This window comes from Sporosarcina sp. PTS2304, from assembly GCF_003351785.1.
Lineage (GTDB): Bacteria > Bacillota > Bacilli > Bacillales_A > Planococcaceae > Sporosarcina.
Genome location: NZ_CP031230.1, coordinates 2,704,642 through 2,720,713, shown reverse-complemented (window position 1 = coordinate 2,720,713; position 16,072 = coordinate 2,704,642). Strand labels below are relative to the sequence as shown.

The window sequence follows — 16,072 nt, the reverse complement described above, 5'->3', positions numbered from 1 at the left end:
TTCTGGACGAACACAAACTGGCTCCCCGACAAAAACTCAAGGATTCTCCCGGAAGAACCGGCGACTCCTGGAGGATCAGGGCGACAGGCATAATCGCCACGCACTTATGGCGAGTCTGCCGCGCCCCCTCAGGAAAGCGTCCGGTTCTGTAGGGAGAATCCTAACACGTACACTCATTTTCTGCACTTGACAGGAAGAGTAACTCACCCCCATTTCTGTTCGGAACTGAAGTTTGGCGATAAGCTCGATTGCTTTTCCGATGAAACATTTCTGTGTATGATAAAAATAACGACACAGAAAGTAGGGAATAGTATGTTTACACCTATTAATTATTCAAGCAATCCAAAAGAAAGATATGCACAACTCGCTTCCCAAATAGATGCATTATTACTTGGTGAACCGAATGTTTATGCGAATTTAAGCAATACATCCGCTGTCCTCAATCAGTTTTTTGACCGCATCAATTGGGTCGGATTTTATATAATGGATGGAGAAGAATTAGTGCTGGGCCCATTCCAAGGCTTGCCAGCATGTATTCGTATACCGCTTGGAAGAGGGGTGTGCGGTACGGTAGCGCAGACGAAAAAAGGATTAGTCGTACCAGATGTCAATGCATTTCCTGGACATATTGCGTGTGACGCCGCATCCCGTTCAGAAGTAGTCGTACCGCTTTTGAAAGATGGAGAAGTGTTCGGTGTACTTGATATCGATAGTCCGGAACTGGATCGTTTTAACGAAGATGATCTGGAAGGCTTGACGCAAGTAGTAACCGTATTGATGAAGCATTTGTAAGCGGCACGTACTAATTTTTATCTATAAAAAGCACGCTGAAGATCAAATCTCCAGCGTGCTTTTTTACATTCCTATAATCCATGTGATGAATATGACGATAATAGCGAGCGGAGCAAAATAACGTACAATTATTTTCCATAACGAGTGAAGAGCTGGATTCATTCGCAACTCTTCGGCTGTATCCTCTTTGGTCAATACAAAACCTGCAAATAACGACACAGCAAGCGCACCGATCGGCATAGCAATTCGACTCGTCAGAATATCTGCGAAATCAAATATAGAATTTCCAAAAATCTGTACATCTGATAATAAACCAAATGACAACGCGCTCGGAATTCCTACTAGAAAGATTAATCCTCCAAATACCCAAGAAGCTCTTTTTCTTCTATCATGCTTTTTACGAATTCCTGTAGAGACAACGATTTCTAACATAGCAATCGCTGAAGTAAGTGTCGCAAACAACAGAAGGAAGAAGAAAATGATTAAAAAGATACTACCGAATGGAATTTCATTGAAGATCGCAGGCAAAATAACGAAAATCAACCCAGGCCCAGCTGCAGGGGAGTGCCCTAATGCGAAGACGGCTGGAAAAATAACCAGTCCTGCTAAAATAGATATTCCTATATTCAATATGGAAACATTAAATGCTGATTGGCCTAACTTCTCTTCTTTTGAAAGATATGAAGCATAAGTCATCATGGCAGTAACACCTACACTTAAAGAGAAAAAGGCTTGGCCGAGAGCGACGAGAAATGTAGTCCCATTGAAATAGCTCCAATCAGGAACAAATAAAAATTTCACGCCTTCCATTGCGCCGTCCAAAGTTAAGGATCGAATGGCCAATACAATAAAGGATAAGAACAGTAAAGGCATAATCCAACGACTCGCCCGTTCAATTCCCCCGCGAATTCCACTTTGTACGATGAAGATTGTCAATGCCATAAATACTGCTTGTGCAAATAATACTTCCCAAGGATTCGCAATAGTTGAATTGAAAAGTTCACCGTAATCTAGACCGCCTAATGCAAATGTAAAAGCTCGAGCTAAATAGGATAAAATCCAGCCACCGACCACACTATAAAAGGACAAAATAATAAAAGAAGAAGCGAGTCCCATCCAGCCGACCCATCCCCAACTACGACCAGTAGATAGCTTTTTCAAAGAAGTCACCGCGTCGGCATGTCCTCTTCGACCAATGACGAACTCTGCTAGTAAAATAGGTAATCCAATCAATAACGTACAAATGATAAACAACAGCACAAATACGCTGCCGCCATTTGTTCCGGCCATATAAGGAAACTTCCAAATAGCACCTAAACCGATGGCGCTACCGGCAGCTGCTAGTACAAATCCAATCTTGGATGTCCATTGTTCACGCTGTTTCATATACATCCTCGTTTCTTAACAGTAAAAGTAAATTCACTAAATCCTATCATAATTTTTCGAAAAAAGCGATACCTATAAGGTTTACAGACAGTTTAGAAAACTCTGTTGCTTTAAAAATAACGGTAGCGTACTATTACATTTATAGAGATAAGGTAGCGACAAGAAGGGGTAGATGAAATGCAAGGCGATATGAAGAAGATATGGTACACCGTATTTGCGTTTGTATGTGCAGCTGGAGTATTTTTACTAAGTATGTTGTTTCAAAAGATGGCTTATTGGGGTGGTGGTCTGACATGGTATTGGTTGGGCGTCGTAGCGGCTTATGTGACCGGAGGAGTGGGAACGGTATTCATTCTATTAACACTAAAAATAGCAGAGCCTGAAAAGAAAACGTGGCTTTCTGTAGCACTCGTGTCATTGCGGGCTGTGGCAATTTTAGCGATAGGACTCGGTTTTTTATGGACCACGTTTATCGTGGCGGCAGGGATGTCTGGCATGTAAGTAAAGGGTAAGAAAACTGCTAGACATACATATAGTTTGAGAACTACCTAAACTAGACATAGTAGTCAAGCACATTTGTGAGAATATGTTTTTAAACAGATGGCGGCTATGGAGTCAATTGAAAAGAGAGAAATATATAGTAGCTGAAAAATCCGTTAGCCTGTCTTTTACAGACTAACGGATTTTTGCTGATATACGGTTATTACTAATGCATTATGATGTTATGGTAACTTGAAATGACTTTTTTAAATTCTATTCCCATCATTCGGTAGAAATGAATCGGCAAGTGAAGGCGCGTAATGAAAAAGTTCTTTCTCTGCGAGAGGTGAATTAGAAACTGACGAATTTAGAAAATCATCAGTTGAGTTCTTTATGCAGCAGCAGGGGTATCGCTTCAACAGAAGGCATCTATGGATCGTCTATCTCCCGCTGAAAAAGAGAACTTTGAAAATATGCTGAAGGAAATCAAAAGACTGCAACTGGCATTGCGTTTATTTGGATCTTATTACGACGAGCGTATACATTTACGGATGCCAAGTTTAGATGTATCGGATAAATCGTTAGTTGAGCGTGAGTGGTTGATGTCGGCAATGGATTATTACGGAGAAGTTTTTACAAAAGAACGATTGACCAATTTTCCAAGTGAGCCACCGAAGAAATATAAGAAAGAGCAATTAGTAGCCGTTCCTGATTATATACGAACGAAACGAGCATATGATGTAGCCGTTTTACGAGGAGATCAGGTGTCTGCACAGGAGTTGTTGCGAGTACAAAAAGGAATGGATCCAGAATTATTGAAGGATTTGGCGCACCCTCGTTATCAGGCTTTTGTACTGAGTGATTGTGTTGCAGAAGATCTCTTGTCCGAAAAGAAAGCGAATGCTTTTTTAGCAGCTGTAGAAGTGCCAACAGAGCAAGGAACTGTTTTTTACAATGACACGTTCGGCGGCAATCAAATGAACATCTACAGTTCCCAAACGTTATTTGAGCAGTTCTTTAAAGGAAAAGCAATCGATCGGATATTAGATGAGTTGGATTATGAGGAATTTGAAAAATTAAAGGCGCAGCAGAAACAAATGGAGCAACAGAAGGGGATAAATCAAAGAAGGAAATCATAAAGGAGTTGTATAAGTTGAAAATCAGTTGACAAGCAGAATCTGAATTTCCCGAATTTGATAGCCATGAACATGCTCGGGGATTTTTTAAAAATAAATACGGCGATAGTTTTGTAATGGCGACTCTGAAATGATTGGCGATGAAAAAATTTATTTTTATCACTTAATTTTGGACAGGCAGTACTATTTTGATGGTTTTAAAAAACTCAAAAAAGATAGGTTCATAACAGATTCATTGGAATTTATGAATAGTTATCAATCCATCGAAATTTTTGAAGATGGTAGGATATCACACGTGTTGATTAGCCATAATTATACAGGTTTCTGGTTATCAATCTCTGCTGCCACTCGAGTGTCTCTCTGATTTCCAAACGCCATTCAACTGGTAAGGCATCCCAAAGAAGCAGGCGCAAAAAGCCCGCGAAAGATAAGGGTTTACAGTAGGTTCCCTTGCCGCCTGGCGTATGAAGAAACTTGAGCAGAACATAGGCGATCAGGGCCGCGAACAACTGATTGAACACGGCATTTTCTTTCGTGCCGGTTCTATTCGGCACGAAAGAAAATGCTTCACCCAGCGGAAAAAGGACTCGATCGCCCAACGCGATTTATACATCTCGGCTACTTCTTCGGCGGTTACACCCATCAGGCTGGTGATCACGCTGATCGTTTTTCCTTCATAATCGGAAAACTGCACGACACGATGCCGGTTTTTCGTTTGTTTCTGCGGCGTGCCCAGTGTGCAGGTGAAGTCAGCGGTCACGTTGGATCCTTCAGGACGGCTGCCCTGAAGTGATTTCTTTCGGTTGAAATGGATATTGTCCTTCGGACGGAAGACAAAATCCTGGTCACTTTTGAGATACCGGTCTACTTTATCAATCGAAAAATACGCCCGGTCGCCAACCAAAATAAATCGTTCGTCTTCCAGCTCTTTTCCGATCGGGCCATCATGTTTCAATCCCGTCGTCTCCACCACATGAAGCGGCATACCCGTTTCATTCGTAAAGCCAACGTGCAGCTTGATGCCTGCCCGCTCTCCATGATAGAGCACCCAGGGAAGACGGTTTTTTCCGACTGTAATCGTCGTCGAATCAATCGACAGAAGGGCTTTTGGAAGTTTTAGCTTGCGGCGGGCTGCTCGGTTTAACTTGCCGATCACTGTTTCCATCACGCGCTTCATAATGGCGTAATCGAGTGTTTTCAAGTGCTTTGAAAGGGACGAGTGATCGACAGGAATCAGCCCGATGCTTTCACCGATATCCGCTGCATGACGAAGACTTTTCCATTCGTTCGCAGCCGAGTGTACCAGGTAGGAAAGAATCACGGCTACCGTGCATTTACGGGCTTTTTCCTCGTACTGAAACTCTTCCAGAATGGCTTGAAGCTCCTCTTCGGAAAGAAATTTTTGAATCAATGTCTCGAGCGTGGTATTCTTATTCATGAGAGATGACCTCGTTTCGTAAATGTTGGTTTGGACACTTACATTTTACAAGAGGCATCTCTTTTTTATGTATTAATTTGGAAGTATTTGGTTAATCAACACGCGTGTTAAAGAAATATTGTATACCGGTGGCATCCATAAAAACCAGGGTCTTATTTTAAGTGGACTCAAGTTCGCATTAAGTCAATAATACTTTAATTTTTTTCGTGTCGAAGTTTGCTTAGCGTATGTTTTCCGCGTTTAGTTGGTAGGACCCCATTCATACTGGATTTAATGGTGGAAGGTACTTTTTATGTATTTAGTGTTCAAATCTTTCAAAAAATGTTATTATGGAATTGTGGAAAAATAAAAATTGTAAGGAGTGGTAAAGTGAAGAATTTGCTTAAAACTTTTATTTTAGGACTAATAGTAATGTTAGTATTAAACATTACTTCGCCCGCATTCGCCAATCAAGCAGCATACCTACCTCTGAAACCATTGGATGATTTAAGTAGTGTCGAAAAACAGACCATCACAACCCACCTTGAGGAATTTAAATTAGATACAACTAAGAATAGTGAGAAATTATCTCATGCAAATAAACAAATTGCTATGAAGTCCTTAAAGAATATTGATAAAAACCTTATTTATGCAGATATTGTAAATGGAGAAAAAAATATAATACTAGGTACGGATAATAAAGATATATTTGTAGCTATCACGGATGAAATAATTGATGTGGTAGAGCGAGTTGGCGAATTTGACTTCCTGATTAATGGCGAATTAAATCACTTTGAAGTTACTATCAGTGATGATCCTGTCGGCGAACAAAAACTTTCTGGCTACGAATATAGTGTAATGGCAGCTCCTTGGATCTATAAATCAGAAAAGACAATCAATGTAAACGCTCAAAGAAACTTTGCAACTTATACAGCTGCTGTACTAGGTGGTATTTTGGGAACATACTTGGGTCCTGCGCTTGGTTTTGCTGCTTATGGTGTTATTGCTACAAGCCTAGGCGTAGGGGCCGCATACACTTATATAGCTGCTTCCGATTATCCAACGAATGTAGGTCAATCGGTTGTGAAAACTTACAGAGATGGTAATTATCCTACTTCTCGCTACAGGTTTATTTCACGTCACTATGCAGTTTATAAGGGTGCTCGGTATTACTTAGATACGACTACAACTTATCATAGTCCATGTACCGGATGCGGCGTGTAAATTAATGGCCATTTGAAGTGTGTCTTTTTATTAGTTGGAAATTTTAATTTCCAACTAAATAAATGAAAGCCAAATTTAAAATTAAGTAAAAGCCAGCGAAGCCAACTTTCCGCTGGCTTTTATAAGAAGAACTACTAATTATATGAATTTCTTGTTTTACCCCAACCCTGCTGTTATCGCAGAGGTGATTGGGAAGTAAGAAACGTTAAGATAAGGGCCGTTATCTTAACGTTTTATATAAGGCTAAAATCGAAATGTATTTGCTTTTGTGAATATAGGGGGTGTAAAAAATTAAGAAAAAAAGGAAATTCGAAAACTCTGAATGGAAATGGAGTATGATAGCTTCAATAGTATTTATCGGGGGTAGTATTGGAAGTCAAATCGTATTTTTTCCTGATATACCTTATTTACCTCCTGTATATGGTTTTTTGACTAGCGCTTTAATAATAATTACTATGAATGTAATTTACGTATTTTATAATAAAGCAAAAGGCAAAAAAAATAAAAACAATATTTAAGTTTTGCATTTCAGTTAGGCGGCAAACTGCGGGTTTAGACGCCTTCGGTCGCTAAACGTCACAAACGTTGTTTTGTGGTAGTCAATCCTAATTTGCGGTAGAGAAACGTAGTGAGCATAAGGAGTAAATTAGGATTGACTACCTTAATACCCCTAAACCCCCTAAACCCTCTTGGCACTGAAACAAACCCATGTTTGTTTCAGTGCCAAGAGGGAGCTCCCTCAAAATGTGAGGGGGAGTTTTTTTAGGGGGGCAAGTGAGAACTTCTCCCTTATGGTGTGGTAGCGCCATGGTCTGGTTCTTGTTTTTTTGCTCTTGGGGAAGCTGTCACGTTGGCTTGACAGACCCTTGCTTCTGAGCCCTCGACAGAGCCTCACCAATGAAATTGGTGTAGCCCGTGTGAGTGGTTTGCGGGCGGAGTAAAAGCAAGAACAGCTGCAATTACAACACCTAAAGCCATACCTTTTGTAAAGGTAAATTTTTCAAAGCGCGAATGTTTTCCCATTGTGAACCTTTGTACGCAGTAACCTTCATTCCGGCAGGACCTCGATCCAGTGTGTTAAACGTTCTTCAGTGATGTCGCCAGATTGTCAGTTTGAGCGAAAATTAGAAAACAAAATTAAACAATGATTGAGCAGAATGATAAGATTATCTCACTCATAGATTAAAAATGAACAATAATTATGCTTCAATCGGGAGCGATTGAAGCATAATTGAAAGCTCTATACCGAAATCGAGGGCGTTTGTCGCATACTCAAAAGGACAATTTCTCAACTTTGTTGTTGAGCAGTTGTCCTTTTGTTATTTCATCTTTTCTAACTTTATAGCAAACAACCTATAACCAATATTACAAATTTATTGCAATTATAACCAAAACACACTTTATATTAAATACATATAATATTTTGACAACATTCGACTTTTTTATAGAAAACCCATTGTATACTATGTAAAAGTAGGTGATACATCTAATGATAGAGCGATGGTTGAGCGGTAATCGACCTATACAGATTGAGCATGATGGGCGTTTTGTGCGCGTTGGAGAGAACAAAGGACAACCGGTTTCGGCTGTTCGGCAAGAGCGTATCCAGGAAGAAGTAGAGGCGCAGATAGAGGTAAAACCATTAAAATTGCGTCAGTACTTTCTGCAGCAAAGAAATTTTCAAGATGCTGAGAAGGTGGAGCAAGTAGATGGAACAGTTTTTCAAGGCAAACGTGGTCGTTTGCTTGCGGAAGTGAGTTTTGCTGGTACGAGTTTTTTAGAAGGGTTTTTGAGTGTGTACGGCATGGAATTGGATCAAGCCGTGAAGCGTTACGAGGAGAAGTTGCAGTTGTTTGAAGTCGAGCAGCGAGAGAAGAAACAGAAAGCCATCTTTATCGGACGCGTAAGGAAAGGGGACCTCGAACAGCTTTCAGAAGGATTTCCAACCGTTCAAGAGGCAAAAAGGAAGTTATCGAATATGCAACAACAAAAGGAAATTGTCCCCCAACAATACGTAGAAATGAAGCGAGAGGAATAGCAGATAGATAAATGAATAGTGAAAGTAGGTTTGTGTATGACAAAACAACACGTAAAAATGCGCTTCGCATTTGGCACAGCTTTGGCTCTGGTGGTTTGTTTAGCAGTTACACCCGAAATCGTTTTCGCCTCAGCTGGACAAGTCCAAGCTAAGCTCACAAATGCAGCCAATGTCGTGAAAGGCATTTTGACAGCGCTTGTGTTTTTAGTCGGGATTTGTGCAGCTTTATTTATTATCATCAAGCGTATGCCTTCAGCAGACGATCCGCACGAGAAAAATGAAGTGTTCAAAAGTGTCGGTCGTGTATGTGCGCTGGTTGGGTTGGCAGCAGCCGTGATATGGCTATTACCATGGGTGTATTCATTGTTCACGTAAGTGGAAGTAACAAAAGACTACTTAACAAAAGCGGAATTTCCTACTTTTGAAAGGTGTGTATCTGTATGAATGAACAGAAAGGAAAGAAGTTTGTTTTTCCGGAAAACGTCGAGTCGGGGTATGGCATATTTCTTGGGATCACATTACGGGAGCTTGCCATTTACCTATTGCCTCCTGTTGTGATTGGATTCATCATTCTTGCGCTACCCCCTCATAATGTGTGGCTCATGCTTTTCAAGTTGATGCTTATTTTAATTGTACTCATTATGATTTTGGCATTTCTCTCCTCTCGCCCGATTCGCTACCGAAAAAACATTCGGTTTCAGGACTATTTGAAATTACGAACGAATTATAAACAGAGACAGAAGCTCTTTTACACGCGAAGGAAGAAGGAGCGTTTCTTTAGATGAGTTGTAATGCCCCTGCAACCGAATAAATATGAAGCGCGCACAAAAGAGTTAACAGCTAGATTAGAAGAACAATTGCCCCAATTTGCGAATCAAGACGATTTCAAACGCTATTTGCATTTCATGGCGAATATGCGTCAGTATTCGATTGACAATCAAATTTTAGTTTTTATGCAAGATCCGAGAGCAACGTATATTGCAGGGTTTCAAGCATGGAAAAAACACCAGCGATTTGTGCAGAAAGGCGAGAAAGGGATTCAAATTCGTGCGCCCATTTTTGAACAACGCCCTGTTTTGGATCCAGTGACCAATCAGCCCATATACGAAGATGGGAAAACGAAAATGGATATTGTATTGGTCCGTTATAAGTGGGTAACGGTGTTTGATATTGCGCAGACGGAAGGAAAGCCATTAAAAGTAACGCGAGACTTTGTAAATGAGCGTTTTCAAACGGATGAAGATGCGACAGCCTTATATGAAAACCTGAAAAATTATTTAACCCAGTTTAAGCAGTTGCAAGTGTCAGAAAAACCATACTCGATTCAAGAAGAAGGGCGAGGGTATTATGTACCTTCGACAAATAAAATTGTCGTCAATGCAACGGAGAACAATCCTGTTGCAAAGTTAAGCACGCTCATTCATGAGCTTGCTCATGCCCAGCTGCATGGTCGTGGTGGGCATTATACGGAGGCGAGCCGTGCGCATAAAGAGGCGCAAGCAGAATCAGTGGCATGTGCAACGATGGCTTATTTAGGCTTTGATACGAGCCACTTTTCGTTAGGGTATATTGCGACATGGGCGAAAGATACGGAGCTGATGAAACAAGCATTGACGGATATCCAGGCGACACTTGAAAAGACCTTAGCCACGATTGACATCGTCCTACATCCCCAATTGTACGAACAACTGCAGCAAGTCGTTCAAAACCCGATGCAGTCGCAAGCAGTTGTTCAGGTTGATCAGTTGGCCAAGTCATTGCCTGCTTTCCAATATGTTAAAGGTCCAGTTACAGCCGTTGAAGTATTTGATGCACGATATAACGGATTTGAAATTGCAAAATATGATCATCAAGTGAAGCAATTAAGGAACGAGAGGGGCGAAGCAATTACTGGAAAGATGTTGAAAGGGAAAGAAATCATTTTGATGAATGTCATTGATCAGCATCCGGCTGCAGCAAACATGTATAAGAGTTTTTCCGAGCAATTTGCCCTTCGTGAAGTACAAGAACCGGCACCGAGTATAGAGCTGTATCATAAAGCGACGAATCGGCCAATTGTAGATTATCAGGATGTAAAGGAGGCAAAGGCTTCGTTTCTTCGCGTCGCGGAGTCTGAAAATCATATGGTGAGTGCGTATGCTTATGGAAAGGAGAAGTTGCATCATTTTAAACCGATACTGGAGAACGAGCAGGGAAAGATTGAACGGTTTCAGGGAACAAAAAAAATAACTGTTACCCATGCCGAAATGAAATCCGAGGAATTAAATATACGAAAGGAAAAAAGTCAAACCCTTGGAAATTGAATATAATCGTATTATGAAAAATCCGTTAACCTGTCTTTTAAAGGCCAACGGATTTTTGCTGATATACATTTTCTATTCAGTTCTTACTAATTTGTTATGGTGATATGGTAACCTGAAATCACCTTTTTAAATTCTATTTTCAATTGATGTTATGAATTGAAATTAACTCAAATGATTAAAAACGCCTTTATATTCCTTTCAAGTGTCTCCTGTTTTATGAAGTCATTCAATTTATCAGCACTGATCAAAAAGCTTTCTTTAGTGGTTCGATCAATTTCTGAAAATAAATCTGGTATCTTACTATTTGCAACTTGTTCTTTCCAATCCGAATAATGTTTAATCTGCTCATCAAAAATCTGAGGATTTTCTTTGTGCGTTTGTTTACTCCAGTTTAATGCATGCTTCATGGCTGAAATCATACCTTCTGTATCGCCGCTTTTTACCGCTTTATTCATCAAGTCACTGTATTCATGCCAAGCTGTGGGATCGTTCTTTTTCATCACATCAAATTCGTTGATATAATCATCCGGAGCGCCCACTAATGGTCCCCGGGGAATATCATATTGAATGACGCCGTTTTGATTGTTGCCCCCGTTTACTGCAATTTTTGCGATTTCTTCCATAGCGCTGAGAAAATCTGTTGCTTTTTCTTTTGTCATATAGTTTTCGGCTAAGTATTTTGCTTTCTCCAAACCTAAGGAAATTAACGCCTTTCTTTCTTCTTCAGTTGTTGTCGCATCGCGAATTAATAAATTGTCATTGATGATACTATGGGCAGCATCTATAACTTTTGCGTCTGAACTGTCCAGACTATTCACTAGTTTTTCATTCAACTGAATGTTGGGTATGATACGTTTTTCTACATTTTGAACGACAGCACCAGACTCTTCCCAAATCTTTTGGTTTTGGAGATGCTGATTTTCTAGCTTCTCCCTCCACTCTCCATCTAGCACTTGAAATTTACTTTCTCTTGATTTCGCTAATGAATCTTCGGATAATTCTACAATGATACTCCCAATAGGTTTCTTTAGCTCTTTAGTTTCTTTTCCTTCATTAGCAACTTGACTACTCTGAGCTGCTTTTAAAGCAGTATACATTGAAATGGAATTTTCGTGGTAATTGTTTATGCTATTCACTATAAGCCCCTCCTCAGAAGACTTGCAACGATATTTTTGGCGATTATTGAGCTGAGTATGCAAAGTGGTAGATGAAGTCTTGTGCTTGGATACTCGAGTTATTCGAAGTATATAATAAAATTCCACAGTAATCATAATAGTGTGTAGAAACTGTGATGTATTGTGAAATAGATCCTACTGCAGGAGGTAATGCTACGTTAACAACAAACTTCCCAGTACTATCTGTTGTATTGGTTCCAGTTCTTATATTATTTGCAACCGAATCAGCCCATGCCTCGTTTATATAATGGCCAGTTACACTTGTATAGGGAACTCCATATACAATACCAGTTTCAGCATCAGTAGTCGTTACATATCCAATCATATCTAAAAAACCTTTTGCTCTGTACGAAATGAATGCCATTAAGCAAGGGTCATCCGATTATACACAGGACTTAACGGAACTGGAGCATCACACGACACGCATGTATGAACTGATTGTCAATATGATTCAGCGTTCTGTTCATTTAAAGGAATATGCTGTGAAGGAAGTGGCAGAGAAATTAGAAAGCAAAGAAGCCATTATCACGGATTTACAGCAACAGACCCAACAACTGAAGATAGAAGTGGTAACTAAAACAGAAGGAATTCAAACATTTGAAGAACAGGCCAAAGAACTTGAAGAGAAACTTCTGGCCAATCAGACGATGCTTGAAAATAATCAAGCGTTGATTAGTGAATATAAGGATAAGAACGACACATTAAGTGGTCTCGTCACGAAGTATCAAGGCTATGCAGAGGAAAATGAGGCGTTGAAAAAGTCCTTTGAAATGGAGAAGACTAAGTGGATAAAACAAGCGAGTGTTGAAAAGTCTGCATTTGAGGAAAAATATTGGAGCTATCACAGGAGAAACAAACGGTATCTGAGCAACTACGCGTGCTTCGGATGGATTTCGAACAAGTGAAAGCGAACCATGAAAGAGATTTATCTCATCTTGCAGAGCGCAAGGAGCTTGAACGTGAAAAAGCAGTGGTGGAAGCAGAGCGCTTGCATAATGAGGAGGTGCGTAAACTGCATGATGAGTTGGCAGCACTCCGTAAAGTGAATGAGGAAACGAAGGAGAAGATGCAGGAAGAAATTTCGTTACTTCAACAGGCGAACCGGAAAATGAATAACTAAATAAGCGTATTCGCAAATGTAATGGTGAATAAGTGACCTTTTAAAAACTAAAATCAAAAGTAGAAATTTCTACTTTTGCAAAGTATATAAATTGAGAAGCCGTTTAAAAAATCGTCTGTTTAGAGTAAAAGTATTGAATCGCACATTATTTTTAACGATGTGTATTTTTTGTGCGAATTGTGATATACTAGTAATGAGGTGATGGAGATGGACTTTAAACATATGGCATCATTACTGAATCAATGGATGGAAGAAAATCAAATGACGAAAACAAAAATGGCGCAATTGATGGATATAAGCGAAGCGCTTTTACGTGCGCTTTTAAAAGGTGATCGTCGCATTACATCTGAGCGTCTAACACAGTTCGCAGAAATCACAAACATTCCACGGGCATCATTATTAGGATTATCGGATAAGGAGTTATTTGCAGGCTATAGTGTCATTCCGCGTGGAGGCACAGAACTCTCTACCGCAAATAAGCATCAAATTCAGCAGATTGCCTTGCTTTTAAATGAGTACGAAAGCTTCAAATAAAAGCAGGGAAGGAGATGTTGGAAAATGAATAGTTGTATGCAAGAAGTCGAACGTTTAGCAGACGATTACTATAAAAAACATGTATCGCCTAATACATCCCTCATGTTAGCAGATGTGTTGGATGAGGTGATCGCAAGACAAGGAATTGAAGTGATCTACCTAAGCATTCCTAAAATGGATGGCGAAGATCGGATTTTAAATGGGATGTTTTTTAAACATACGGACGAAACGGTACCACCCAAAATCGTAATTAATCAATTAGATACCATTCGTATGCAAAATTTCACATTGGCACATGAATGGTTCCATGCCATCTTGGAATCTGAGGATTTGAAGCAGTATGCAATTCAAATTCAATCGAATGAAGAGCTGGAACGTGCAGGTGATTATTTTGCAGCATCTATTCTGATGAATCAAGAGGCGTTTGTTTCTTACTTTGAGATTATCCGCGAACAGTCACTAGAACTGCAAGTATTTAAACTGGCCGATATATTCAAAGTACCGTACGTAAGTGTAGTGAGGAGATTGAGTGAGCTTAATTTAACACTAGTTGCTACGTTGGCATCGCTAACAGAGCGGGAACTTGCTGAACTTCGTCATGAACAAATAGGTGAGTCGATCTTAGATTCTCCTCCCAAACGTATTCAATTCACACAATACCAGCAACTTGTAAAAGATAAAGTGGTAAAGGGAGAACTTTCTAACTTAGATGCAGCGAAAAAACTCACACGCTTAAATCCCGATCTATCCGAAGAATACTTTGAAAAATCGGCAGGTACGAGAGACATCGATCAACTTTGGGATGAGTTGGATGAGGCCTAATGGAGGGATGAAAGTTGCGGAATAGTACATTGCCGATACCCTCCATTTGCTTTATCGATGCCAATATTATTTTCTATATTGAGCAGTTGAAATCAAAGGATGATTTTCTAACCATCATTGAGCAAGTGTATGAATCGGTTTATATACATGAGGAAGTTTATCAAGAATTAAGTATTGCTGGCCGGAAATTTGTAGATGAAAAATGTCAGGCGAATAAGTGGGTATTATTTGAACCTCTTCAGGCTTTTCAGGATACTTACGAGGACTATAGGTTAATGTTATCCGAGGTACAAGCAACTTTAATTGAAGTGGATACCCGTAGAGGCAAAGCAGGAAGTGCCGGTACGGGTGAAGTAGCTTCTTTAGCAGCTGCCTATTTACTGAATGCAGGATTTATTTGCAGTAACGATTATTCAATTGAAGAAGTGATTCAAGAAATACCTTTACATATTTTCATTGACGGAGATGATTCTCAAGAGCCTGTTTTAATTACGCATCATCGCCTGTTAGATTTTTGTAAGTTAGTTGTAGAGGGTGGAGTGTTGCCACGTAAAACTGTCAGGAAGTTCTTTCAAATTGCGCATATTTAATTGAAATCAGACAATAGGAAGTTGTTCGATGAGCGAATGGCAGAATTTGATCAATTAATACTGGCTATCTAGTGGATAATTATGGATTAATTTGATGTGATTTGGATCTATAGTAGAAGTAAATTTGTCACTTTGGATGATAAATCACACCTGCATGAAGTGTTATTTTGCATTTCAAAATAGCTCCTTTCTAAGCAATAAATACACTGCGTAATTACATCAATTGAATTATAAAACACTGTATAGGCGAAAAAGAACTATCCCCCTGTTCACTCGAAGATAAAACATTGATCAATTCAGAAAGTTGATAAAAGTCAATTATACCTTCTCATCAATCAGTCGGCTAATCTTCCTTTCTTTTTTGTGTTACTTTTAGCATATGAAACCGTTATAGATATAGTCTTTTATTCATTTGTATAAATCTGTTGAAAAATTAAGAAGTTAGATACTTGAGATAAGTATCTAACTTCTTGTAATTTATAAGTTAGGAAAATAATTCAATATCAGGAGGTAATAACTTGTTTAAATTAATTTTGAAAGTTACCGCGCTTTCAATGCTTTTCGGCATGATGGTATATATGTTGCCTAAAGAATCCAGCGCAAATTCGGAGCTATACTTAGCGAATGAAGATAACACTAGAGCAATCGAACTTTACCAAAAAATAATGAACTATTTAGACGGAAAACAAGAAATCAAGTACGCGGGCGCTTATATTGATGAAAGTAATACATTAAATGTTGGATTGGTTCCTGAAAATAAAGAGCAAACAAAAGAAGTAATAAGCAGTCTTGCTGGCAATCTACCTATAAAATTCTACAATGTAAAATACTCATTCGAGGTACTGGAGAACGCAAAGGAGATTTTTAAAAAAGAGGTGAATGGAAAATATAATATTACCTCGCTTGACATTAGTGAAAAAGAGAACAAACTCGTTATAGGTCTTCAACCTGATTCCTATTCAACGTCTATGAGAAACTTTAATCTTCAAAAAGGATAAGAAGAACTTTTTGAAAGAATGCAAATTGACGCTGAAGACATTATTTTTATTGAGGAA

The 16,072-nt window shown here is 39.3% G+C and carries 19 protein-coding genes; 15 read left to right on the top strand and 4 right to left on the bottom strand.

All coding sequences use genetic code 11. The features are described from left to right. Window positions 1-312 precede the first annotated feature (312 nt). Entirely contained in the window at window positions 313-792 is a 480-nt protein-coding gene (locus DV702_RS13100; protein WP_114925154.1) for a GAF domain-containing protein, read from the top strand. 63 nt (window positions 793-855) lie between these two features. Here DV702_RS13100 and DV702_RS13095 read toward each other — a convergent pair whose 3' ends face one another. After that, window positions 856-2,178, bottom strand: a complete 1,323-nt coding sequence (locus DV702_RS13095) for a sodium-dependent transporter (protein ID WP_114925153.1) — start codon at window positions 2,176-2,178, stop codon at window positions 856-858. A 177-nt stretch (window positions 2,179-2,355) separates the two neighbouring features. Here DV702_RS13095 and DV702_RS13090 point away from each other — a divergent pair, with 177 nt between their 5' ends. The 3 genes from DV702_RS13090 (at window position 2,356) to DV702_RS17050 (ending at window position 4,158) form a co-directional block, all read left to right on the top strand. After that, complete coding sequence (locus DV702_RS13090; RefSeq protein WP_240315620.1) at window positions 2,356-2,679, top strand: hypothetical protein; 324 nt, start codon at window positions 2,356-2,358, stop codon at window positions 2,677-2,679. Window positions 2,680-3,089: 410 nt separating this feature from the next. Then, window positions 3,090-3,797, top strand: a complete 708-nt coding sequence (locus DV702_RS13085; RefSeq protein ID WP_114925152.1) for a hypothetical protein — start codon at window positions 3,090-3,092, stop codon at window positions 3,795-3,797. 127 nt (window positions 3,798-3,924) lie between these two features. Beyond that, window positions 3,925-4,158 carry a hypothetical protein gene (locus DV702_RS17050; RefSeq protein WP_205407262.1) on the top strand — a complete coding sequence of 78 codons (234 nt, stop codon included), beginning with the start codon at window positions 3,925-3,927 and terminating at the stop codon, window positions 4,156-4,158. A 129-nt stretch (window positions 4,159-4,287) separates the two neighbouring features. On the opposite strand, the gene DV702_RS13075 is transcribed toward DV702_RS17050, so the two are convergent. Further along, a complete protein-coding gene (locus DV702_RS13075; protein WP_240315619.1) occupies window positions 4,288-5,232 on the bottom strand; it encodes an IS4 family transposase in 945 nt (314 codons plus the stop codon). A gap of 369 nt (window positions 5,233-5,601) precedes the next feature. Here DV702_RS13075 and DV702_RS13070 point away from each other — a divergent pair, with 369 nt between their 5' ends. From DV702_RS13070 to DV702_RS13045, 5 genes are all read left to right on the top strand, one after another. After that, window positions 5,602-6,435 carry a hypothetical protein gene (locus tag DV702_RS13070; RefSeq protein ID WP_114925151.1) on the top strand — a complete coding sequence of 278 codons (834 nt, stop codon included), beginning with the start codon at window positions 5,602-5,604 and terminating at the stop codon, window positions 6,433-6,435. Between the two features lie 1,489 nt (window positions 6,436-7,924). Beyond that, window positions 7,925-8,473, top strand: coding sequence for a hypothetical protein (locus tag DV702_RS13060; RefSeq protein WP_114925149.1), 549 nt, complete (start codon window positions 7,925-7,927; stop codon window positions 8,471-8,473). 36 nt (window positions 8,474-8,509) lie between these two features. Then, window positions 8,510-8,848, top strand: coding sequence for a CagC family type IV secretion system protein (locus DV702_RS13055; protein ID WP_205407181.1), 339 nt, complete (start codon window positions 8,510-8,512; stop codon window positions 8,846-8,848). Window positions 8,849-8,913: 65 nt separating this feature from the next. Continuing rightward, window positions 8,914-9,258 carry a conjugal transfer protein gene (locus tag DV702_RS13050; RefSeq protein WP_114925148.1) on the top strand — a complete coding sequence of 115 codons (345 nt, stop codon included), beginning with the start codon at window positions 8,914-8,916 and terminating at the stop codon, window positions 9,256-9,258. 6 nt (window positions 9,259-9,264) lie between these two features. Next, complete coding sequence (locus DV702_RS13045) at window positions 9,265-10,776, top strand: ArdC family protein (RefSeq protein WP_114925147.1); 1,512 nt, start codon at window positions 9,265-9,267, stop codon at window positions 10,774-10,776. Between the two features lie 167 nt (window positions 10,777-10,943). Here the strand turns inward: DV702_RS13045 and DV702_RS13040 are convergent, their stop codons facing one another. Further along, entirely contained in the window at window positions 10,944-11,912 is a 969-nt protein-coding gene (locus tag DV702_RS13040) for a hypothetical protein (protein WP_114925146.1), read from the bottom strand. 43 nt (window positions 11,913-11,955) lie between these two features. Further along, a complete protein-coding gene (locus DV702_RS13035; protein WP_162805806.1) occupies window positions 11,956-12,276 on the bottom strand; it encodes a hypothetical protein in 321 nt (106 codons plus the stop codon). 28 nt (window positions 12,277-12,304) lie between these two features. Here DV702_RS13035 and DV702_RS13030 point away from each other — a divergent pair, with 28 nt between their 5' ends. From DV702_RS13030 to DV702_RS13005, 6 genes are all read left to right on the top strand, one after another. After that, window positions 12,305-12,856 carry a hypothetical protein gene (locus tag DV702_RS13030; protein ID WP_162805805.1) on the top strand — a complete coding sequence of 184 codons (552 nt, stop codon included), beginning with the start codon at window positions 12,305-12,307 and terminating at the stop codon, window positions 12,854-12,856. Next, entirely contained in the window at window positions 12,838-13,071 is a 234-nt protein-coding gene (locus DV702_RS13025) for a hypothetical protein (RefSeq protein WP_162805804.1), read from the top strand. Before DV702_RS13030 ends, DV702_RS13025 begins: the two co-directional genes overlap by 19 nt. 207 nt (window positions 13,072-13,278) lie before the next feature. Further along, on the top strand, window positions 13,279-13,605 hold the full coding sequence (locus DV702_RS13020; RefSeq protein ID WP_162805803.1) for a helix-turn-helix domain-containing protein: 327 nt from the start codon (window positions 13,279-13,281) through the stop codon (window positions 13,603-13,605). A 24-nt stretch (window positions 13,606-13,629) separates the two neighbouring features. After that, on the top strand, window positions 13,630-14,427 hold the full coding sequence (locus DV702_RS13015) for an ImmA/IrrE family metallo-endopeptidase (RefSeq protein ID WP_114925141.1): 798 nt from the start codon (window positions 13,630-13,632) through the stop codon (window positions 14,425-14,427). A 14-nt stretch (window positions 14,428-14,441) separates the two neighbouring features. Beyond that, window positions 14,442-15,017, top strand: a complete 576-nt coding sequence (locus DV702_RS13010) for a hypothetical protein (RefSeq protein ID WP_114925140.1) — start codon at window positions 14,442-14,444, stop codon at window positions 15,015-15,017. A 518-nt stretch (window positions 15,018-15,535) separates the two neighbouring features. After that, window positions 15,536-16,015 (top strand): hypothetical protein, encoded by a 480-nt coding sequence (locus tag DV702_RS13005; RefSeq protein WP_114925139.1) that lies wholly within the window; start codon window positions 15,536-15,538, stop codon window positions 16,013-16,015. The last annotated feature ends 57 nt before the right edge of the window (window positions 16,016-16,072 follow it).